Origin of the sequence: Aeromonas sp. s13 (genome assembly GCF_040907905.1) — a bacterium.
Classification (GTDB): domain Bacteria; phylum Pseudomonadota; class Gammaproteobacteria; order Enterobacterales; family Aeromonadaceae; genus Aeromonas; species Aeromonas veronii.
Genome location: NZ_JBFOCS010000068.1, coordinates 133,048 through 153,632, shown reverse-complemented (window position 1 = coordinate 153,632; position 20,585 = coordinate 133,048). Strand labels below are relative to the sequence as shown.

18 protein-coding genes and 1 pseudogene are annotated in these 20,585 nt (G+C 59.3%); 14 read left to right on the top strand and 5 right to left on the bottom strand.

The window, feature by feature from the left end:
* From AB5Y82_RS14095 to dcuC, 13 genes and pseudogenes are all read left to right on the top strand, one after another.
* A pseudogene (locus AB5Y82_RS14095) lies at window positions 1–247 on the top strand (histidine/lysine/arginine/ornithine ABC transporter ATP-binding protein); the annotation flags it as partial.
* A 49-nt stretch (window positions 248–296) separates the two neighbouring features.
* Entirely contained in the window at window positions 297–1,070 is a 774-nt protein-coding gene (locus AB5Y82_RS14090; protein ID WP_005337307.1) for an ABC transporter substrate-binding protein, read from the top strand.
* Between the two features lie 211 nt (window positions 1,071–1,281).
* The gene (locus tag AB5Y82_RS14085) at window positions 1,282–2,022 is read left to right on the top strand and encodes an ABC transporter permease (RefSeq protein WP_005352911.1); all 741 of its coding nucleotides are present in this window, start codon (window positions 1,282–1,284) and stop codon (window positions 2,020–2,022) included.
* 3 nt (window positions 2,023–2,025) lie between these two features.
* Window positions 2,026–2,718: an ABC transporter permease gene (locus AB5Y82_RS14080; RefSeq protein ID WP_005337302.1), complete on the top strand. Its 693-nt coding sequence runs from the start codon at window positions 2,026–2,028 to the stop codon at window positions 2,716–2,718.
* Window positions 2,719–2,901: 183 nt separating this feature from the next.
* The gene (locus tag AB5Y82_RS14075; RefSeq protein WP_368174138.1) at window positions 2,902–3,561 is read left to right on the top strand and encodes a TIGR01621 family pseudouridine synthase; all 660 of its coding nucleotides are present in this window, start codon (window positions 2,902–2,904) and stop codon (window positions 3,559–3,561) included.
* Window positions 3,561–4,256, top strand: a complete 696-nt coding sequence (locus AB5Y82_RS14070; protein ID WP_252412391.1) for an HAD family hydrolase — start codon at window positions 3,561–3,563, stop codon at window positions 4,254–4,256. The genes AB5Y82_RS14075 and AB5Y82_RS14070 overlap by 1 nt, the downstream gene beginning before the upstream one ends.
* Window positions 4,257–4,480: 224 nt before the next feature.
* A complete protein-coding gene (gene hppD, locus AB5Y82_RS14065) occupies window positions 4,481–5,617 on the top strand; it encodes a 4-hydroxyphenylpyruvate dioxygenase (RefSeq protein ID WP_111900581.1) in 1,137 nt (378 codons plus the stop codon).
* A complete protein-coding gene (locus tag AB5Y82_RS14060) occupies window positions 5,610–6,761 on the top strand; it encodes a homogentisate 1,2-dioxygenase (RefSeq protein WP_110302312.1) in 1,152 nt (383 codons plus the stop codon). The genes hppD and AB5Y82_RS14060 overlap by 8 nt, the downstream gene beginning before the upstream one ends.
* Window positions 6,762–6,771: 10 nt before the next feature.
* The gene (locus AB5Y82_RS14055; protein ID WP_159143553.1) at window positions 6,772–7,767 is read left to right on the top strand and encodes a fumarylacetoacetate hydrolase family protein; all 996 of its coding nucleotides are present in this window, start codon (window positions 6,772–6,774) and stop codon (window positions 7,765–7,767) included.
* A gap of 139 nt (window positions 7,768–7,906) precedes the next feature.
* The gene (maiA, locus tag AB5Y82_RS14050; RefSeq protein ID WP_005361400.1) at window positions 7,907–8,542 is read left to right on the top strand and encodes a maleylacetoacetate isomerase; all 636 of its coding nucleotides are present in this window, start codon (window positions 7,907–7,909) and stop codon (window positions 8,540–8,542) included.
* A gap of 450 nt (window positions 8,543–8,992) precedes the next feature.
* Window positions 8,993–10,489, top strand: a complete 1,497-nt coding sequence (locus AB5Y82_RS14045) for a C69 family dipeptidase (RefSeq protein ID WP_159143554.1) — start codon at window positions 8,993–8,995, stop codon at window positions 10,487–10,489.
* Window positions 10,490–10,973: 484 nt separating this feature from the next.
* Window positions 10,974–12,212, top strand: a complete 1,239-nt coding sequence (pepT, locus tag AB5Y82_RS14040; protein WP_111900579.1) for a peptidase T — start codon at window positions 10,974–10,976, stop codon at window positions 12,210–12,212.
* Between the two features lie 9 nt (window positions 12,213–12,221).
* Entirely contained in the window at window positions 12,222–13,595 is a 1,374-nt protein-coding gene (gene dcuC / locus AB5Y82_RS14035; RefSeq protein WP_111900578.1) for a C4-dicarboxylate transporter DcuC, read from the top strand.
* A 102-nt stretch (window positions 13,596–13,697) separates the two neighbouring features.
* Here the strand turns inward: dcuC and AB5Y82_RS14030 are convergent, their stop codons facing one another.
* From AB5Y82_RS14030 to AB5Y82_RS14010, 5 genes are all read right to left on the bottom strand, one after another.
* Window positions 13,698–14,222, bottom strand: coding sequence for an acyloxyacyl hydrolase (locus AB5Y82_RS14030; protein ID WP_368174137.1), 525 nt, complete (start codon window positions 14,220–14,222; stop codon window positions 13,698–13,700).
* Between the two features lie 247 nt (window positions 14,223–14,469).
* The gene (asnB, locus tag AB5Y82_RS14025; RefSeq protein WP_368174136.1) at window positions 14,470–16,134 is read right to left on the bottom strand and encodes an asparagine synthase B; all 1,665 of its coding nucleotides are present in this window, start codon (window positions 16,132–16,134) and stop codon (window positions 14,470–14,472) included.
* Window positions 16,135–16,326: 192 nt separating this feature from the next.
* Complete coding sequence (locus AB5Y82_RS14020) at window positions 16,327–16,695, bottom strand: cupin domain-containing protein (RefSeq protein WP_368174135.1); 369 nt, start codon at window positions 16,693–16,695, stop codon at window positions 16,327–16,329.
* A gap of 143 nt (window positions 16,696–16,838) precedes the next feature.
* Window positions 16,839–18,413, bottom strand: a complete 1,575-nt coding sequence (locus tag AB5Y82_RS14015; protein WP_069555033.1) for a cation:proton antiporter family protein — start codon at window positions 18,411–18,413, stop codon at window positions 16,839–16,841.
* Between the two features lie 54 nt (window positions 18,414–18,467).
* Window positions 18,468–19,217 carry an HAD-IIA family hydrolase gene (locus tag AB5Y82_RS14010; protein WP_005337281.1) on the bottom strand — a complete coding sequence of 250 codons (750 nt, stop codon included), beginning with the start codon at window positions 19,215–19,217 and terminating at the stop codon, window positions 18,468–18,470.
* Between the two features lie 197 nt (window positions 19,218–19,414).
* On the opposite strand from AB5Y82_RS14010, the gene AB5Y82_RS14005 reads away from it, so the two are divergent.
* Complete coding sequence (locus AB5Y82_RS14005) at window positions 19,415–20,479, top strand: adenosine deaminase (RefSeq protein ID WP_368174134.1); 1,065 nt, start codon at window positions 19,415–19,417, stop codon at window positions 20,477–20,479.
* Window positions 20,480–20,585: the final 106 nt, after the last annotated feature.

Genomic DNA, 20,585 nt, shown 5'->3' with positions numbered 1-20,585 from the left:
GTTTGACGAACCCACCTCGGCGCTGGATCCCGAGCTGGTGGGGGAGGTGCTCGGCCTGATGCGCGAGCTGGCCGAAGAGGGGCGCACCATGCTGGTGGTGACCCACGAGATGTCGTTTGCCCGGGATGTATCGAACAAGGTGATGTTTCTGCATCAGGGGCGGGTGGAAGAGGAGGGCAACCCCAAGGAGATTTTCGCCCATCCCAAATCCGAGCGGTTCAAGCAATTCATCTCCTCCATCTACTGATGGCGGGATGCCTGGTTACCCAATCAACTGTTTTATCAAGGAGAGATACATGAACAAGCTGATGCTGGCGACAGCCGTAGTTACTGCCCTCGCGTCCGGTAGCCTGATGGCCAAGGAGTGGAAAGAGGTCCGGATCGGGGTTGAGGGTGCCTATCCCCCCTTCTCCTGGACCGAGCCCAGTGGCGAGGTGAAAGGTTTTGATATCGACATTGCCAACGCCCTGTGCGAAGAGATGAAAGTGAAGTGCACCCTGGTCAAGCAGGACTGGGACGGCATCATTCCGGCGCTGCTGTCACGCAAGTTTGACGCCATCATCGCCACTATGGACATCACCGAAGAGCGCAAGAAGAAGGTGGACTTCACCCAGAAGTACCAGCACATTCCGGCCCGCTTTGCCGCCAAGAAGGGCACTGATGTGCAGCTCGACAAAGCCTTTATGGAAGGCAAGTCCGTCGCGGTGCAGCGTGCGACCTCCATGGATACCTTTATTACCGACAACTTCCCCAATGCCACCATCAAGCGTTACGGCACCGCCGATGAAGCCTATCTCGATCTGAAATCCGGTCGTGTGGACTATGTGCTGGCCGACTCTGCCGCCATCACCGACGGTCTGCTGAAGAAAGAGGGGGGTGATGCCTTCGAATTCGTCGGCCCGAAACTGACCGATCCCAAGTGGTTTGGCGAGGGTGCCGGTATTGCGGTGCGCAAGGCTGACAAGGATCTGAAAGAGAAATTCAACGCCGCCATTCTGGCGCTGCGTGCCAACGGCAAGTACAAGGAAATCAACGACAAGTACTTCGAGTTCGACGTTTACGGCGAGTAAAACAAAGAGACGTTTACGGCGAGTAAGTCCAAAGACGTCTACGGCAAGTAACGACAGGTTGATCCCGTCAGTAGTCATCGGGCCCGTCACCTCCCTGAGGGAGTTTACGGGCCCGCATTGATTGCAATGGAGCTGCACATATTTCATTCGAACTGCTATGGAGCCTTCTGGTTAGCAGGTGCGTGAAGATTCAGTGGCGATGGAGCTGCATATGTTTGATTTGAAAGGATACGAAGCCTCGCTGCTGGAGGGCGCCTGGGTCACCCTGGAAGTGGCGCTGGCCTCCCTGCTGCTGGCGTTGCTGCTGGGGATGCTGGGGGCGCTGGCCAAACTCTCTCCCTACAAGTGGGCCCGGGCCATCGCCACCGGCTACACCACCATTATTCGCGGTATCCCCGATCTGGTGCTGATGATGCTGCTCTTCTTTGGCGGCCAGGTGCTGATTAACGGCATCTGCACCTGGGTCAACGAGACTTACAACAGCTGGTTACTGGAGAGCAATCCCAATCAGGAGTGGGTCTCCCTGCTTCCGGACTATATCGACATCAGCCCCTTTGTGGCCGGTGTCGCGACCATCGGTTTTATCTTCGGCGCCTACATGACCGAGACCTTTCGCGGCGCCATTCTGGCGGTGGACAAAGGTGAGCTGGAGGCCGCACGGGCTTTTGGCATGCGGGCTACCCAGGTGTTTGTGCGGATCCTCTTCCCCCAGATGATGCGCCACGCTCTGCCCGGGTTTGGCAACAACTGGCTGGTGCTGCTGAAAACCACCGCGCTGGTCTCCATCATCGGCCTTGATGACATGGTGCGCAAAGCCTCGCTGGCGGCGGGCTCGACCCAGCAACCCTTCACCTTCTACATGGCGGTGGCGTTGATCTTCCTGATCTTCACCGCAGTCTCCACCTCGGCGCTCAAGTGGGCCGAGCGTCATTACGCCATCAAGACGAGGTAAGCCATGGATTTCTCAATCATTCTCAAAGAGTGGCCCACCTACTGGGAGGGGCTCTATACCACCGTCTGGCTGGTGGCCCTCTCTCTGATCCTTGGGTTGATGCTGGCGGTGCCCATGGGCATCCTGCGCAATAGCCGCAACTGGCTGATCAAGGGGCCAATCTGGGCCTATATCTACTTCTTTCGCGGCACCCCGCTGCTGGTGCAGCTCTTTATCATCTACTACGGCGCCGCCCAGTGGGAGTGGCTGAAGAACAGTGCCGCCTGGTCGCTCTTCTCCGAAGCCTGGTTCTGTGCGCTGCTGGCCTTCACCCTCAATACCGCCGCCTATACCGCCGAGATCGTGCGCGGGGCGGTACACAATATGCCGCGCGGCCAGATTGAGGCTGCCAACGCCTTTGGCATGACCCGCTGGCAGACCCTGACCCGGATCATTTTGCCCAACTCGTTTCGTCGGGCACTGCCGGCTTACAGCAACGAGGTGATCTTCATGCTGCAGGGTTCGGCGGTGGCGGGCATCATCACCATCGTCGATCTGACCGGCGCGGCGCGGATCATCAACTCTCGCTACTACAGTCCGTTCGAGGCGTTTTTGACCGCAGGGCTGCTCTATATGCTGCTCACCTTTGTCATCGTCTGGCTGTTCAAAAAGTGGGAAGCGCGCTGGCACGCCCACCTGCGCCCGCGCAATGTGTAAGGTGTGATCTGCCAAGATGAGCGAAAATGGCTCCGCCTGTTGAAGGCGGGGTCATTTTTTATTTTCATCCTCTGCCCGCCCGGTTTGCCAAATGGCGGCCGAGCAGGGAGAATGCAGCACTCCCGAGCGCTGCCAGCTGTTGGCTGCATGCCTAATCCCCCAGTTCCCGAGTCCCGAGGTTTTATGTACCGGATATTGTTTGAGCATCCCGCTTTCCTGGTTATCGACAAGCAGCCCGGCATAGGCATGCACGACGAGAAGGGCGACGGGGAGTCGGTCATTCCGGGGCTGGTCAATCGCGTGAAGGCCGATACAGGGCTCACCCTCTATCCGGTGCACCGGCTCGACAAGATGACATCCGGCTTGGTGCTGCTGGCCCGCACCACGGAGGCGAACCGTGAGCTGAGCATGGCTTTTGCGGCCCGTGAGGTGAGCAAGCAGTATCTGGCGCTCTCCGATCGCAAACCGAAGAAGAAGCAGGGCTGGGTGAAAGGGGATATGCAAAAGGGGCGCGGCGGCAACTGGATGCTGGCGCGCACGCTGGATAACCCCGCCATCAGCTGGTTTGATTCGGTGTCGGTGCGCGAGGGGCTGCGGCTCTATCGTATCAAGCCCCAGACCGGCAAAACCCACCAGATCCGGGTTGCCCTCAAAAGTATCGGCGCCCCCATTCTCGGGGATGAGCGCTATGGCGGTACGCCCTCCGATCGCGGCTATCTGCACGCCTGGCGACTGAGTTTTACCCTGGCGGGCGAGCCGTTCGATTTTGTCTGCCCGCCCGATGTGGGGAGTGAATTTGTCACCCCCGAGCTCACGGCAGCCATCGCAGCCCTTGCGCCCTGATGCTGATGCGCCCAGCGCCTGACGCCATTATCCATTCAGCGAAAGAGTGTGATACTGACGGGAGCACTCCGCGCTGGATCTTGGCCGACTTTGACGACACCCTGGCTCCAGGCGACAGCCACGCCGGTCTGCTGCGCTATATCCTGCGCCGCCGGATCTGGCCGCTGCTGCTGTTGCCAGTGATTGCGCTGGGTGGCTTGGTCTATCTTCTTCCCAGCCAGCGGCGGCGCGGTATCTCCCTTATCTGGTGGGCCATCACGTTGGGGCTTTCCCCTTTGGACTGGCGCAAGCTGGTGCGTGCCTATTGCCGCACCAGATCGGGGCTGTATCGTCAGGCTCGCGAATTGCTGCAAAGCGAGGGGGCGCGCTGCTGGGTGATCTCCGCCAGTCCCTGCGCGCTGGTGCGAGCCCAGCTCTATCAGCAACTGCCCGGCCAGTTGCCCCACCGGATCATTGGCTCGCAGATGCACTACCGTTTTGGCGGCCTGATGCCGCGCTTCTATTGCCACGGCCAGCACAAGCTGCTGCCGGAGATTTGCGCCCTCGATGCCGAGCTGGCGCTTAGCGACAGCCTGCACGATCTGCCGCTGCTGGGGTTGGGGAAAGAGGCGTGGTTGATCAATCCGACGCCCACGCGACTGCAAAAGGCCCGGGCCTGCTTGCCCCATCTGATGATCAAAAACTGGCAACTGTAATGCAAAGCTGACAGCCCTGCGGGTCATTACCGTTTGATCCGCAAGGCTGTGGCTTGAATGTCACAATCCATTTACATCTTTTGCTGCCAGTTGCGAAAAACTATCTGCAACCCGCCTCTTCTCTTCCTGCTACGCCCTGCTTCTAATGAAACAAGTTGTTAACACTTGCCGCGCCGCTGGGTGCTGCAATCCGTTTTAACCGAATCAAGAGCAAGGAGCGCCCCATGAATGCCACCTCTTCCGCCACCCACACCATCAATCCGTTAGGCACTGACGGTTTCGAGTTTGTCGAGTACACGGCCCCCGATGCCAAAGGGATTGCTGCCCTCAAGAGCCTGTTCGTTTCGCTTGGGTTTGCCGAGGTCGCCAAGCACAAACACAAGCAGTGTTGGCTCTACCGGCAGGGGGATATCAACTTTGTGGTCAATGCCGAGCCTCACTCCCAGGCGGAGCAGTTTGCCAGCCTGCACGGGCCGAGCGTTTGCGGCATGGCATTTCGGGTGAGCGATGCGGGCAAGGCACAGCAGTTCGCCATCGCCAAGGGGGCCAAGCCCTTTGTCGGCAAGATTGGCCCCATGGAGCTCAATATTCCCGCCATCTACGGTATCGGCGAGAGCACTCTCTCTTTCGTTGACCGCTATGGCGACAAGGGCTCCATCTACGATGTGGATTTTGTCTTCTACCCCGACTGGCAGGCCCGGATGGCGGAGGTGGATGCCGGTCTTATCGAGATCGATCACCTGACCCACAACGTGCATCGCGGCAATATGGATGTCTGGTCCAACTTCTACGAGCGGATCGGCAACTTCCGTGAAATTCGCTACTTCGATATCGAGGGCAAGTTGACCGGGCTGCATTCGCGCGCCATGACCGCCCCCTGCGGCAAGATCCGCATCCCCATCAACGAGTCGGCGGATGACAAGTCCCAGATCGAGGAGTACCTGCGCCAGTACAAGGGGGAGGGGATCCAGCATATCGCACTCTCCTCGGCCGACATCTACCACACCATTCGCACCCTGCGCAGCCGCGGTACCGGCTTTATGCCGACCCCGGATACCTACTACGAGAAGGTGAACAGTCGGGTCGAGGGGCATCAGGAGGATCTGTCTGCCCTCAAAGAGCTGCGCATCCTCATCGACGGCTCCCCAACCAAGGATGGCATCCTGCTGCAGATCTTCACCGACACCGTGATTGGCCCGGTCTTCTTCGAGATCATCCAGCGCAAGGGCAACGAAGGGTTTGGCGAGGGCAATTTCAAGGCGCTGTTTGAATCGATCGAGCTGGACCAGATCCGCCGCGGCGTGCTGGATGGCGGCGAGGATGAGAAGGGTGCCCGCAAAGAGGGAGCGAGCGATGCGTAACTGGATTAACTTCCCCCATCGGGAGGGAACCCACTCCCGGCAGGCCCATGCCGACCTGCCGGAACAGGCCATCTATGAGCGCGAGCTGGGGCGCAGCGGCTTTTTCGGCCCCGCCACCCACATGCACCACAAGCATGCCCCCACCGACTGGAGCAGTTGGGAGGGGCCGCTGCGGCCACGGCTGTTTGACTTGAATGCTCTGCAAGAGGAGGTAAGCTCGCTCTCTCCCTGGGTGGCTCCCGACATTCTCAGTAACCCCCACTGCCGCTATCGCATCTGGCGGCTCTCCGAGGCGATGCCGTTTCTGGTGCGTAACGCCGACGGCGACGAGCTGCTGTTTATCCACGAGGGGAGTGGCGAGTTCTTCTGCGATTACGGCCATCTGACTCTGCGGGACGGCGACTATGTGGTGATCCCCCGTGGCACCATGTGGCGCATTGAGCCGACGGCGCCCCTGTTCATCCTGATGATCGAGGCGACCAACGACAGCTACCAGCTGCCGGATAAGGGGCTGGTGGGCAATCACGCCATCTTCGACCCAGCGGCGCTGGATGTGCCCGCCATCAACGAGCGCTTTTTGGCCCAGCAGGATGAGAATCCCTGGTCGCTGCAGGTGAAGCGCCACGATCAGGTATCGGTCATCACTTGGCCCTTCAACCCGCTGGATGCACAAGGGTGGCACGGGGATTTGTGCGTGGTGCGCCTCAACTGGCGGGATATCCGCCCGCTGATGAGCCATCGCTACCATCTGCCGCCGTCGGCTCATTCGACCTTTGTGGCGAGCCGCTTCGTGATCTGTACCTTCGTGCCGCGCCCCATCGAGAGCGATCCCGGCGCCCTCAAGGTGCCCTTCTATCACAGCAATGACGATTACGACGAGGTGCTCTTCTACCACGCCGGGGACTTCTTTAGCCGGGACAATATCGAGCGGGGCATGGTCACCTTCCATCCTGCCGGTTTCACCCACGGCCCCCATCCCAAGGCGTTTGCGGCAGGGCAGGCCTATGCCAAGAAGTTCACCGACGAGGTGGCGGTGATGCTCGATACCCGCGATGCGCTGAACGTTGGCAGTCTGTGCGAAGGGATCGAGAACACCCGGTATGTCTCCAGCTGGCAGCGACCGGACGCTGCTGCCGGCAAATAAGGAATCGCTTATGAAATTGGCAACATTGAACAATGGCAAGCGCGATGGCGCTTTGGTGGTTGTGAGCAGGGATCTGACCCGTGCGGTGCGGGTGAGCGAGATTGCCCCGACTTTGCAGGCCGCCCTCGATGAGTGGGCCGAGGTTGCCCCCAGGCTGGAGGCTGTCTATCAGCAGCTTAACGAGGGCCGTGCGGTAGAGGCGTTCCCCTTTGATGAAGCGTCTTGCCTCTCTCCGCTGCCGCGTGCCTATCAGTGGGCCGATGGCAGCGCCTACGTCAACCATGTGGAGCTAGTGCGCAAGGCACGCGGCGCCGAGATGCCGGAAAGCTTCTGGCACGATCCGCTGATGTATCAGGGAGGCTCCGACAGCTTTTTGGCACCCCGTGGCCCCATCGTGATGGGATCGGAGGAGTGGGGGATCGATTTCGAGTCGGAAGTCGCCATCATCACCGATGATGTGCCTATGGGGGTAAGCCCGCAGGGGGCCGCCAGTCACGTCAAACTGTTGATGCTGGTCAACGACGTGAGCCTGCGTAACCTCATTCCGGCGGAGCTGGCCAAGGGCTTTGGTTTCTTCCAGTCCAAACCGTCTAGCGCTTTCTCGCCGGTGGCCATCACCCCGGACGAACTCGGCGATGACTGGCGCGATGGCAAGGTGCTGCTGCCCCTGCACACCCATCTGAATGGCGCCCTGTTTGGCGCACCTGATGCCGGGGTGGACATGACCTTCAGCTTCTTCGAGTTGATTGCCCATGCCGCCAAGACCCGTCCCCTTGGCGCTGGCTGCATCATCGGCTCGGGCACCGTCTCCAACTACGATCGCAGCGCCGGTTCATCCTGCATCGCCGAGCGCCGCATGCTGGAAATTCTTGATTGTGATCAAGCTATAACCCCCTATTTGCAGTTTGGTGATAGAGTGTCGATCGCGATGGAGGATCGCTCTGGCCAAAACCTGTTTGGCACCATCTCTCAACAGGTGGTGCCAGCGAGCGGTCAGGGAGGTTGATGGCCAGCGCCGGTTGGCGGCAAACCTATTCGGGATATGTCCGGATCACGACGAGCCCTCAACCGGTGCCGGATACACAAGGAGGCAGGTGGTGAGCACCTGCCGGGCTTCGGGCCCAGATAAGATGCAGGGACAGATTATGTTGCAGTTGTTTGGCTATTGGCGTTCGTCGGCAAGTTTTCGAGTGCGGATCGTGTTGCAGCTCAAGGGGCTCGCCTACGAGCAGCATCCCATCAATTTGCGGCAAGGCGAGCAGAGCGAGAAGGCCTATCGCCGGATCAACCCCCAAGGGCTGGTGCCGTTTCTGGTGGATGGCGATGTGCAGATCGGTCAGTCGGTCGCCATCATGGAGTACCTTGACGAGACCTATCCCGCCTATTCTCTGATGCCCTCTTCCCCCGACGCGCGGGCCCGAGTGCGCCAGATCGTCAATATGATCGCCTGCGATATTCACCCGCTCAACAATCTGCGGGTGCTCAACTATCTGGAAGAGCACTTCAGGGCCAACAACGAGCAGGAGGCCCGCTGGTATCGCCACTGGATTGACGAGACCTTCACCGCCCTCGAACAGCTGTTGATGACCACCGCCGGTGTCTACTGTGTTGGCAACGAAGTGACCCTGGCTGACTGCATGCTGGTGCCCCAAGTCTACAACGCCCGCCGCTACGACATGACCCTGGACGATTACCCCACCATCCGCCGCATCGTCGCCAACTGCGAACAGTTGCAAGCCTTTATCAAAGCCGCCCCCGCCAACCAGCCGGACGCGCAGTGACCTACTGACTTGAATCGCGGGATGGCATCAACACGCCATCCCGCGCGTTATATATCCTCATCTCTTTATTTCCCTTCTGTATGCGCCTTGCGTGCCTCGTGTTGACGGCTGAATGTCGCCATAGATCCTGCACTTGTCACACTTATCAATATTTTGCATCGACTGAGTCTTTGTTGTTGGTGTTTTGGGCTGTCAGTCACACTCAAGTCAGTGGATTGGGCCTAGTATCGCCACGCCAGCGGAAAGCAGAAATGCGCACAGGTCGCCTATCAGGTGGCCTTGGGTACCTCCCTGGTTTCCACGGTTTATCCGCACTGCTCTTTTTCGTGTTTACGGTTTGATGGCCCGCACTGTCCGGCCCGTGTCACCGCGCAGATCCCTTGTGACAGCGGCAGGTTGACTGGCGCGCCACCGCTTATTTGCAACCACTCTATGCAACAAGGAGATCTCATGCATTTCTTCAAAAAGTGCGTCGTCGCACTCTCCATCAACCTTGCTCTCTTCTCGTCGGCGTTCGCCTGTACCACCTTGCTGGTCGGCAGTGAAGCCAGCGCCGATGGCTCCATGATGGTGGCCCGCAGCGCCGACAGCGATGCCCTGAAAGCCCAGTATTTCGTGATCCATCCGGCCAAGCAGGGGCAGAGCGGTATGCACAGCTCCAAGGCCCACAACGGCGCCAATGATTTCAGCTATCCCTTGCCGAAAAACTCCCTGCGCTATACCACGGTACCGAACTGGAAGACCCAGCTGCACGGCGCCACCGGGTTCAACGAGAAGGGAGTCGGGGTGAGCGGCACCGAGTCCATTTTTGCCTCAGCCGAAGCGCTCGCCTTTGACCCCTATGTGGAAGATAAGGGGATTACCGAAGACGACATTCCCGATGTGTTGCTCTCCCGGTCCACATCGGCCCATGAGGCGATCGCCTTGCTTGGCAACATCATCGAGACCATAGGCGCGGGAGAGGGATTTGGTGTCGCCGTGGTGGATGATAACGAGCTCTGGTATCTGGAGACTGCCACCGGCCATCACTGGATGGCGCAGCGTCTGCCGAAAAATCACTATTTCGCTACCGGCAATCAGGGCCGCCTGCAGCAGTACGATCCAGCCAGTGCCGACATGATGGGATCGAAGAATCTGATTGAGTTTGCCACCGAGAAGGGGCTCTACCATCCGCAAAAGGATGGGGTTTTCAACTTCTCGAAAGCCTATACCCGCGATGACGAGCGGGACCGCACCTATAACGATCCGCGAGTCTGGACTATCCAGCAGATGTTCAACCCCTCGCTCAAGCAGGCGGTGGATGCCGGTCGCCAGTTCCCGGTCACCCTCTCCCCCGAGAAGAAGATGACGCTGGAGGAGGTCAAGGCGGTGCTGCGCAATCACTATGACGGCACCGAGCACGATCCCTACAGCAAGGGGTTGAACGGTCAGGAGCCGTGGCGCCCTGTCAGTGTGTTCCGCACCTACGAGTCCCACGTGATGCAGGTACGCCCCTGGATGCCGCGCGAGGTGGGGGAGGTGACCTATGTGGGCCTAGGCATGGCGGACTTGACGGCCTTCGTTCCCTACTACAGCGGTCTGGAAGCCTATCCGGCGCACTATGCCATAGGTAGCGACAAGGCCGACAGCGACTCCATCTACTGGAAATATCGCAAGCTGCAGACCCTGGTAATGACCGACTACCCAAAATTGGCCCCCATGGTGAAGCAGGCGTACCAGAGCTGGGAGGCGAAGATCGCCAAAGAGCAGAAAGAGATGGAAGCCAGCTATCTGAAAACGGTCAAAACCGACAAGGCCGCCGCCAACAGCATGCTCAACGACTTCAATCTGCGGGTGATGCAGGAGGCCGAAACGCTGACCGAGGATCTGACCAACCAGATCTTCACGGTGCGCACCCAGGATATTCAGGCCGATATCTTCTTCGCCAACAAGGCGAAGAAGGATTAACCGCGACGCACTCATCATGCCAACGAGGGGGATCGACGGTCAGCCTGAGCGGTCGCCGGGCAGATCGGTTTCTCTGATCACTTTCCCACTATCGATGCCGGAGCCTGTGCTCTGGCATTTTTCCTTTATGACATCCCGCCAATGTGTCTGGCCCGGGTAGTGGATTTCGCTACCCGATACGAAAGCAGAGACTTTCATTCAGGTTTTTATTTCGCCTTTCAGCATATCGGTTACGTGATCAGCTACCCACTTTTGGTTATCTGAGAGCTTTTATGCGGTCTTTCTGTGTTATTTATCACTACCCATTGATTCGACTGTGATGGGCACTCTCTTTATCCATCTCATTTTTTCTCGTTAATCCAAGGCGTTATCGCTTCATCAGACGGCTGTTTGCAGAAAAAAGCGGCTGCTTTCTGAATAAGGCGACCGCGCCGCCGGATCTCGTCACGGCATCATATCCGTCACTACTCACAGGACTACCGCAATGCATATTGTCGACAGATTTTTGGGATACACCGCCATCAATACCACCACCAATCGTGAAGCGGGCGCCGCCGGGGTAATGCCCTCCTCCCCGGGGCAGCGGGTGCTGGCTGACAAGGTGGCAGAGGAGCTGATCGCCCTGGGGTTGACCGTGGAGGTGGCGGATAACGCCATCCTGACCGCCACACTTCCTGCCAATGTGGCGGGGGATCTGCCCACCGTGGCCTTCTTTGCTCATCTCGATACCAGTGCTGAACACACCAACGATACCCATGCCCAAGTAGTGGCCTATGAAGGGGGCGATATCTGCCTCAATGCCGACCAGCAGATCACCCTGCGTCTGAGCGAGTTCCCCGAGCTGGCCAACTATGTCGGTGATCGGATCATCGTGACCGACGGCACCAGCCTGCTGGGGGCCGATGACAAGGCGGCCATCGCCGCCATCGTCAATGCGGTTGCCTATCTGCAGGCACATCCGGAGATCCCCCACGGCACCATCAAAATTGGTCTGGTACCTGACGAGGAGCAGGGATTGCGCGGGGCCAAGGCGTTCGATACCGAACGTTTTGGCGCTGACTTCGCCTATACCCTCGACTGCTGCGGCATTGGCGAGCTGGTCTATGAGAACTGGAATGCGGGGGATGCGGAGTTTGTCTTTCACGGTGCCTCGGCCCACCCCATGTCGGCCAAGGGCAAGCTGAAGAACTCGCTGCTGATGGCGCACAAGTTTATCGCCATGCTGCCGGGGGGCGAAGCGCCCGAATATACCGAGGGGCGCGAGGGTTACTACTGGGTCAAGCAGATGCAGGGCAACAGCGCCCAAACTGTGCTCAAGCTGGATGTGCGCGACTTCACTCAGGATGGGTATCAGCAACGAATGACCCTGCTCGACACCCTCGGCAAGAGCTGTCAGGCCCTGTGGGGTGAGCAGAGCGTGAGTTACCACTTGAGCGATCGCTACAGCAATGTCTTCAACAGCTTGCAGGGGGAGAACCGCTATCCCATCGAACTGGCGCTGGCCGCCTACGAGACCCTTGGGATCACCCCAAACCCCATCCCGATGCGCGGTGGTTATGATGGTGCCGTGCTCTCCCAGAAGGGATTGCCTTGCCCGAACCTCTTCACCGGTGCCCACAACTTTCACTCCATCTACGAGTACCTGCCGGTCAGCTCCCTCGAGGCGGCCAGTGCCGTGGTGATCGAGATAATCAAGCTCACCCACACCCGTTTCAGTCGCTAAGGAGTCGTCATGTTTCAGGTAGTTATTTCAGTGCTGGTCATCGTGCTGGTGGCCAGACTGATCCTCAAAGGCTATCGGGCCGAACCGGTGCTGTTTGCCGCCGGTCTGGTGCTGATGGTGGCAAGCCAGCTGGCAGGGTGGGGGAGTGTGCTGCCCAAAGGGGTCGAGAGCACCGGGATTGCCCTGTTCGATCCTTTTGAGGTGATGCGGGATCTCTTCAGTTCGCGTGCGGCCGATCTGGGGCTGATGATCATGGCGCTGATGGGCTTTGCCCATTACATGGATCATATCGGTGCCAATGATGCGGTGGTTCGCATTGCGATTCGTCCGCTGCGCCGGTTGCGCTCTCCCTATGTGTTGCTCTTTTTCTCCTATCTGCTGGCCAGCGCGCTGCAACTGGCGATCCCCTCGGCGACCGGTCTGGCGGTACTGTTGATGGCGACCCTGTTCCCCATCATGGTGGGGCTGGGCCTCTCTGCGGCCTCGTCGGCCGGGGTGATTGCTACTTCCCTCGGGGTGGCCTATACCCCGACTGCTATCGATGCCATCCGTGCAACCGATGCGGTGGGCATGGGCCACAACGTGATCGAATATGTCTACACCTATCAGGGCCCTGCCGCGCTGGCGACTGTGCTGGTGGTGGGCTTGATGCACGTATTTTGGCAACGTCGTTGCGATCTGCAGGAGGGGCATCAGCATCAGGGGGCCGCTGCGGTGGACGAGTCGGCAAACGAGGTCGGTGTCCCCGGCTTTTATGCCATCTTGCCGATGCTGCCCATCATCATGGCGGTGGGCTTCTCTTCCCTGTTTGTCGATCACATCAAGCTCAATGTCATCACCATCGTGATGATCTCGATGTTTATCAGCATGGTGGTCGAGGCAGCCAGAACCCGTGACATGAAGCAGGTGTGCGGCGGTTTCAGCCACTTCCTCAACGGCATGGGGTCAGCGTTCAGCAAAGTGGTGGGGCTGCTGGTGGCGGCGGGGATCTTCGCTCACGGCATCAAGGTGCTGGGGGTGATCGATATCCTGATCGTCGGCGCCGAACATGTGGGGCTGCCCGCCTTTGCCATGGCGATCGTTTTTGCACTGGTGACGCTGGTTGCCGCCATCATCATGGGCTCCGGCAATGCGCCCTTCCTCGCCTTTGTCGAGCTGATCCCGCAGATCGCCGCCAGCATGGGGGTCAACACCGCCTCCATGATCTTGCCGATGCAGCAGGCTTCCCACATGGGACGCGCCATGTCGCCAGTCTCCGGGGTGATTATTGCGGTCTCCAGTGGCGCCAAGCTGACCCCGTTTGCGGTGATCAAGCGTACCTCGCTGCCCCTGATGGTCGGTTTTGTCTTCCATACCCTGATCGTGGGGATCTTCTATCTGTAACTGCCCCTTCGGGTTATCAGGAGATGAAATAACGAAAAGCCCTTCACCGTTGTGAAGGGCTTTTTGCATCGCGTTATGTTGCTTGCAGTGGGGCGCGTCCAGCTAAAAACGGTACTCGATATGGAGGGTATGGCTGTCCAGCCCCGGGTTCTTGTCATACATATAGGCGTTGGACATGTGCTCATACTGATAACCGATCAGCCAATTTTTGGTGATGGCGTAGCCGAGGCCGATACCCAGGGCGAACTGGAAGGGGCCGCCGTAATCCTTGTAGCCATGGCCGCGGGTTCCAAATTGATACTGATCGAGCCAGACCATTTCGCCGGGGAGCCAGGTCACCCAGTTACCCCATTGGCATTCGATACGGGCGCCGCCGCCCAGTCTGGCGGTCTCTTCATCTTCTACCTTGAGCGTTCCGGCACGTACCCCCAGCCCAAATTGACAGCCTGAGTCTCCCCAGCGCCAGAACATGTGGTGGAACTTGGCGTCGGCGATGTTGATGTCGAGCTTTTCATTGCTGAAGGCGTTGCCAAGCTGCAGTACCACGATATTGTCATTCGCCATTGCAGACGGACTGGCGAGCAGTGCTGTCAGCAGGGCGATCCTTGATAGAGTGTTAGCGTCCATGCCCCCTCCCGATCCTTGTTGTCATCGTGGTGATCCTGTTGATCACCCTTCAGGCATAGTCAATCGAAGCACACCCTGTCAATGAATGGTCAGCAGGTAAAAAAATTAAATATTTATGAAAAATCAACTATCTGCGTGGTCTGATGTGGTTTGGCGGGCGTGGCAGCGGGGACATGAAAAAGCCCTTCACCGTGGTGAAGGGCTTTTTACTATCTGGCGTTATCCGCCCGGGTGAACCCGTTCGGGCTTAGTAGCCCTGCTGGTGCACGTCCATCACGGCGCGGCCGGACGGGTCGGCCATCTCCTTGAACTTGGCATCCCACTCCAGCGCAGTGGGGGTGGAGCAGGCGACCGACTTGCCGTAAGGCACGGTACGGGCGGCGGCTTCCAGCGGGAAGTGCTCGTCGAAGATGGTGCGGTAGAAGTAGGCCTCCTTGGTGAGCGGGGTGTTGATGGGGAAGCGGAATGCGGCCGCCTCGAACATCTGATCCGTCACTTCCTGTTCCACCATGGCTTTCAGGCTGTCGATCCACGAATAGCCCACGCCATCGGAGAACTGCTCCTTCTGGCGCCACGCTACTTCGTGGGGCAGCAGATCTTCGAACGCTTCGCGCAGGATGTGCTTCTCGATCTTGCCCTTGCCACACATCTTGTCGGCGGGCTGCAGGCGCATCGCCACGTCCATGAACTCCTTGTCGAGGAAGGGCACGCGACCCTCCACACCCCAGGCTGCCATCGACTTGTTGGCGCGCAGGCAGTCATAGAGGTGCAAAGAGGCGAGCTTGCGCACGTTCTCTTCGTGGAACTCGCGGGCGTTGGGTGCCTTGTGGAAATAGAGGTAGCCACCAAACAGCTCGTCGGAGCCTTCACCGGAGAGCACCATCTTGATCCCCATCGCCTTGATGTAGCGTGCCATCAGATACATCGGCGTAGAGGCACGGATGGTGGTGACGTCATAGGTCTCGAGGTGATAGATGACGTCGCGCAGGGCATCCAGACCCTCCTGCACGGTGAAGTGGATCTGGTGGTGGATGGTACCGAGGTGATCAGCCACCTTGCGGGCGGCGGCGAGATCCGGCGACCCTTCCAGCCCTACGGCGAAGGAGTGCAGTTGTGGCCACCAAGCTTCGCTCTTGCCATCGTCCTCGATGCGGCGCGCCGCATAGAGCTTGGTGATGGCGGAGATGACGGATGAGTCCAGCCCGCCGGAGAGCAGCACGCCATAAGGCACGTCACACATCAGCTGGCGTTTGACCGCCGCTTCCAGCGCCGCTTTCAGCTCGGCCTTGTCGCTGACGTTATGCTCGACCGCGGCGTACTCCATCCAGTCGCGCTTGTACCACTGTTTGAGCTCGCCATCCTTGCTCCACAGGTAGTGTCCCGGCGGGAAGGTTTCGACGCTCTTGCAGACCGGCACCAGCGCCTTCATCTCGGAGGCGACATAGAAGTTGCCGTGCTCGTCGCGACCGGTATAGAGGGGGATGATCCCCATGTGGTCGCGACCAATCAGGTAGGCATCCTGTTCGGCGTCATAAAGAATGAAGGCAAAGATGCCGTTGAGATCGTCGAGAAACGCCGGGCCCTTCTCCTTGTAAAGGGCCAGCAGCACTTCACAGTCGGATTTGGTCTGAAACTGGAAGTCGACCTCGAGGGTCTTTTCCAGCTCTTTGTGGTTGTAGATCTCGCCGTTGACCGCCAGCACATGGGTGCGCTCGGGGTTGTAGAGCGGCTGGGCGCCATTGCCCGGGTCGACGATGGCCAGACGCTCGTGCACCAGAATGGCTTTGTCGGAGCTGTAGACGCCGGACCAGTCAGGCCCGCGGTGACGAAGTCGCTTGGACATCTCCAGCGCCGATTTGCGCAGAGCTACTGCATCGGACTTGATATCCAGAATGCCGAAAATTGAACACATTGGCGGTAATCCTCTTGATTTTTATATGAGCCCCCCACGTTTGGGCTCGAAATTCCATTTACATTCCTCGTCAGACACAATGCCTAGCGGAAAAACCTTTTGCAAGCGGGAAAACCGCAGAAAATCATGCCGTAAGCGTCAAGCGGATCAACAGGATAAGGGGTGCTGCAACGAGGCAGGGTGACGTGAACGTCAAGCCGAGGCGGGTTCGAAGATCACATAGACCTTGCGACAGGGGGTGAGGGTCTCCCACTCGCCGACAAAGCCTGCCGGAATCACGAATTGATCGCCGGGTTTGAGGGCAAGCTGGCCGCCCTGACTGTCGTGGATCACCACATCCCCCTCCAGCAGCTGGCAATACTCGTGCTCGGTGTAGTGGATGGCCCAGCGGCCCGGCTCGCAAGCCCAGAAGCCCACGTGAAACTGCTGGCTTGGGTCGGAGTAGTAGTTCCACACCGTTTGCGCCGGGTTGCCCGCTTTAATGCGCTCGGGGGCTGGCATCAGCGGGGTTGGGACCGCCTCGTGGCGGTCCGGCAAAATCCAGTCGTTGAGGGTCTTCATGGTGCCTCCTTGGCTTCGGCAGATAGGAACGCGGGGCCATCCCGGCCCCGCGTTTGTTCGTTTTATTAAACGAGGTTGTGCATAACTTAAACGATGCGTTCCTCCTTGCCAAGAGCCCTTGCCAAGGGCTGCTGGCCGACGACTCAAAGCGGCTGCAAGCGGCGGATCACATGACGGGCAAAGCCGCTGCCCGCTTCGTTGTAGACGTTGAACACCGCATCCACCCCCTGCTCCTGCAAGGAGGCGATATCATCCTCGAAGCGGACGATGGCGGCGATCTTGCCGTTGAACCCGTGGCTGCGCAGCTTCTCGATGGCGTAGAGATTCCCCGAGTGGTGGGGCATCGCCAGCAGCACCAGATTGACCTGATTGGAGAGGAGCACCTTGTCCCAGAAGTCGGTATCGGTGGCATCCCCCTCGATGACGTTCATCCCCTGGGCTCGCAGGGTGGGCAGCTTCTCGCTGTCGTTCTCCACCCCGAGGATGACGTTGCCGTATTTGTTCTCCAGCTCGAAGTAGGCCCCCTGACCGATCCGCCCCATGCCTAGGATGATCACCTCCGCATCGCCAAGCTCTATGGGTCTGTCTTCCGGATGGAGGTTGCTCGCCTGCAATCCCCGCAGCCAGTGGCCGATGCGGTGATAAATTCGCTCGCTCTGGGCATTGAGCGGGGCGGAGATCATAAAGCTCGCCGCCAGCGCTAGCGAGACCGCCACCAGCCACTCGTGGGAGAGCCAGCCCGCCTTGGCGGCAATGGCCGCGACGATCAGGCCAAACTCCGAGAAGTTGGTGAGCGCCAAGGTCGAGAGCAGGGCGGTGCGCACCCTCAGGTGAGCGCCGCTGTAGACCAGATAGTAGAGGGCGCTTTTGAGCGGCAGGGCCAGCACCAGCGCCAGTGCCAGCAACATGGTGTCGTGGGTCGGCAGACCGTTGAGGCCGATGGTGAGAAAGAAGCAGACCAGAAAGAGGTCTTTGAGGTTGAAGAGCGCCTTGGCCAGCCCTGCCGCAGCCGGATGAGAGGCGAGCAGCATGCCGATGATGAGGGCTCCCAGATCCGGCTTGAGGCCGACCACTTCAAAACCGGCAGCCCCGACCACCAGTGCCAGAAAGACTCCGAACAGCACCTGCAGCTCGCCATGACCGGCCCGCTCCAAGAGCTTGAAGAGCAGCGGGCGCAGCAGCGGCAGTCCCAGCACCCAGAGCGCCCAGATGCTGGGCCACTTGCCACTGGAAAAGGCCAGAAATGCTACGGCGAACACGTCTTGCATGACCAGCACCCCGATGGCGATGCGGGCGTAGAGGGCATTCATGTCGCTGCGATCTTCCAGCACCTTGACCGCAAAGACAGTGCTGGAGAAGGAGAGGGCAAAGCCCAGCAGCAGCGCCAGTTTCCAGTCCAGCGACAGGGCAAGTTCAAGCCCCAGTCCCTTGCAGACCAACAGAACCACGGTAAAGAGCAGGGTGGAGAGCAGCAGGTGCAGGCTGGTGGTGCCCCACACATCGCGCCGCATCAGGGTCTTGATATTGAGCTTGAGACCGATGGTGAACAGCAGCAGGGTGACGCCGAGATCGGCCACCTCGCTCAGGGCGGGGGTATTTTCATATCCCATGCCGTTGAGGATAAAACCGGCGGCCAGAAAGCCGAGCAGGGGAGGCAGGCCAATCAGATTGACTACCATGCCGCAACCAAAAGCCACGGCGATCAGAATGGGTTCCATAACAGATCCTGCAAGGGCAGGAGAGACCTGCCCTGTTTAACGCTTGGGTGGTGATTAGACGATATCGATGTCGACCACGGAGTCGAAAATATGGTTCGGCCGAAACGGCATGCGGTCGATATCGGCCACCTTGCTCACCCCGGAGAGCACCAGCACCGTTTCGAGACCGGCCTGAAAGCCCGCCAGAATGTCGGTGCGCAGGTTGTCGCCGATGATGATGGTGTCGTCGGAGTGGGCCTCCATCCGGTTGAGCGCCGCACGGATGATCCAGGCGCTCGGCTTGCCGACATAGAACGGCTTCTTGCCGGTCATCCGCTCGATGGGGGCGCACAGGGCGCCGCAGGCCGGGTGCATCATGGGGCCGTGGGTGTCGGGGTTGGTGGCGATAAAGCGGGCCCCCTGATCGACGAACTTGGCCCCCTGTTGCATCATGGTCCAGTTGTAGTTGCGGGTCTCCCCCACCACCACGAAGTCGGGGTCGATATCGGTGATGGTGAAACCGGCCTTGTAGAGCTCGTGGGTCAGCGCCCCTTCACCGATCACATAGGCCTTCTTGCCATCCTGACGTTTGAGAAAGTCGGCGGTACCCATGGCGGAGGTATAGAAGCACTCCTCCGGCACTTCGATACCTGCGGAGCGGAAGCGGTTTTGCAGATCTTTCTGGGTCTGGGCCGGGTAGTTGGTGAGGAACAAGAGCTTGCTGCCCTGTTCCAGCAGGCGATGGACGAAACGGTCGGCACCGGGGATGAGATCGTTGTTGTGCAGGATGACACCGTCGATATCGCAGATGACGTTCTTCTTCATGAAAACTCCTTGTCAGGGCGCAGGCGAGCCGCCAATCGTTAAGATGTTCAATCATTTATGATTTTTGTGACGCCATTATAAGTCTGTTTGATGACAAGTCTCCCCTGTCTCGCCACTTCGGTGCACAATAAAGCTGTCGTCGGGTCAGTCTGGTGGAGGGGCTGACGCCGGATCACTTTGCTGATGGAGCCGTCGCTATGGACACCCCGATTCCCAAGCCAGTCACAACCGAACACCTCACCGCCGCGCAATTTATCGCCGGACTGCCGAAACTGGAGCTGCACCTGCATATCGAGGGCAGCCTCGAACCCGAGCTGATGTTCGAGCTTGGCAAACGCAACAATGTGCCACTGCCCTGGCCCGACGTGGCCAGTGTGCGCGCCGCCTATGACTTTGACTGCCTGCAATCCTTTCTCGATCTCTACTATCACGGCGCCAGCGTGCTGGTGACCGAGCAGGACTTCTTCGACCTCACCTGGGCCTATCTTGAGCGTTGCGCCGCCGACAAGGTGGTGCATGTGGAGATCTTCTTCGACCCGCAGACTCACACCGCTCGCGGTATCCCCTTTGCCACTGTGCTGGGCGGCATCGAGCGGGCGCTGCAGAGCGGGGAGAAGGAGTTTGGCATCAGCTGGCGGCTGATCATGAGCTTCTTGCGCCACCTGAGCGAAGAGGATGCCTTTGCGACGTTGGAAGAGGCTATGCCCTTCCTGTCACGCATTCACGGCATCGGCCTTGACTCGGGGGAGAAGGGTAATCCGCCAACCAAGTTTGCCCGGATTTTTGCCAAATGCCGCGAGCTGGGGCTGCCGGCGGTGGCTCACGCCGGTGAAGAGGGGCCTGCCGACTACATCTGGCAGGCGATCAACGAGCTGCAGGTGCGGCGTATCGATCACGGGGTGCGCTCGGCCGACGATCCCGAGCTGCTGCGCTATCTGGCGGATACCCGCTTGCCGCTCACCGTATGCCCCCTCTCCAACACCCGGCTCAAGGTGTTCGGCAATATGGCCCAGCACAATGTGTTGCGGCTGCTGGAGCAGGGGCTCTGCGTCACCATCAACTCGGACGATCCCGCCTACTTTGGCGGCTATATGAATGCCAACTTTGTGGCGTTGGCCGATGGCCTCGGCGCTACCATGAGTCAGCTCTGCCGCCTCTCGCTCAATGCGGTGGAGGCGAGCTGGCTGAGCTTGGCCGACAAGGCGCGGCTGACCCGGGAGATCCGCAGTTATGCCGCGACTCACGGGGTGATCCTGCATTGAGTCAGGCGCCAATGAAGTCGAGATGAGATGCAGTAGATATAAAGAGAGGCCCGCCATCACTGGCGGGCCTCTCTTATTTCAAAGGCTGGTGTGGTTGCAGGAGGAG

What these genes read in the sequence shown, in the direction of transcription:
- AB5Y82_RS14090 (WP_005337307.1), top strand. Translation starts at nt 297, where the DNA reads ATGAACAAGCTGATGCTGGCGACAGCCGTAGTTACTGCCCTCGCGTCC.
- AB5Y82_RS14085 (WP_005352911.1), top strand. Translation starts at nt 1,282, where the DNA reads ATGTTTGATTTGAAAGGATACGAAGCCTCGCTGCTGGAGGGCGCCTGG.
- AB5Y82_RS14080 (WP_005337302.1), top strand. Translation starts at nt 2,026, where the DNA reads ATGGATTTCTCAATCATTCTCAAAGAGTGGCCCACCTACTGGGAGGGG.
- AB5Y82_RS14075 (WP_368174138.1), top strand. Translation starts at nt 2,902, where the DNA reads ATGTACCGGATATTGTTTGAGCATCCCGCTTTCCTGGTTATCGACAAG.
- AB5Y82_RS14070 (WP_252412391.1), top strand. Translation starts at nt 3,561, where the DNA reads ATGCTGATGCGCCCAGCGCCTGACGCCATTATCCATTCAGCGAAAGAG.
- hppD (WP_111900581.1), top strand. Translation starts at nt 4,481, where the DNA reads ATGAATGCCACCTCTTCCGCCACCCACACCATCAATCCGTTAGGCACT.
- AB5Y82_RS14060 (WP_110302312.1), top strand. Translation starts at nt 5,610, where the DNA reads ATGCGTAACTGGATTAACTTCCCCCATCGGGAGGGAACCCACTCCCGG.
- AB5Y82_RS14055 (WP_159143553.1), top strand. Translation starts at nt 6,772, where the DNA reads ATGAAATTGGCAACATTGAACAATGGCAAGCGCGATGGCGCTTTGGTG.
- maiA (WP_005361400.1), top strand. Translation starts at nt 7,907, where the DNA reads ATGTTGCAGTTGTTTGGCTATTGGCGTTCGTCGGCAAGTTTTCGAGTG.
- AB5Y82_RS14045 (WP_159143554.1), top strand. Translation starts at nt 8,993, where the DNA reads ATGCATTTCTTCAAAAAGTGCGTCGTCGCACTCTCCATCAACCTTGCT.
- pepT (WP_111900579.1), top strand. Translation starts at nt 10,974, where the DNA reads ATGCATATTGTCGACAGATTTTTGGGATACACCGCCATCAATACCACC.
- dcuC (WP_111900578.1), top strand. Translation starts at nt 12,222, where the DNA reads ATGTTTCAGGTAGTTATTTCAGTGCTGGTCATCGTGCTGGTGGCCAGA.
- AB5Y82_RS14030 (WP_368174137.1), bottom strand. Translation starts at nt 14,222, where the DNA reads ATGGACGCTAACACTCTATCAAGGATCGCCCTGCTGACAGCACTGCTC.
- asnB (WP_368174136.1), bottom strand. Translation starts at nt 16,134, where the DNA reads ATGTGTTCAATTTTCGGCATTCTGGATATCAAGTCCGATGCAGTAGCT.
- AB5Y82_RS14020 (WP_368174135.1), bottom strand. Translation starts at nt 16,695, where the DNA reads ATGAAGACCCTCAACGACTGGATTTTGCCGGACCGCCACGAGGCGGTC.
- AB5Y82_RS14015 (WP_069555033.1), bottom strand. Translation starts at nt 18,413, where the DNA reads ATGGAACCCATTCTGATCGCCGTGGCTTTTGGTTGCGGCATGGTAGTC.
- AB5Y82_RS14010 (WP_005337281.1), bottom strand. Translation starts at nt 19,217, where the DNA reads ATGAAGAAGAACGTCATCTGCGATATCGACGGTGTCATCCTGCACAAC.
- AB5Y82_RS14005 (WP_368174134.1), top strand. Translation starts at nt 19,415, where the DNA reads ATGGACACCCCGATTCCCAAGCCAGTCACAACCGAACACCTCACCGCC.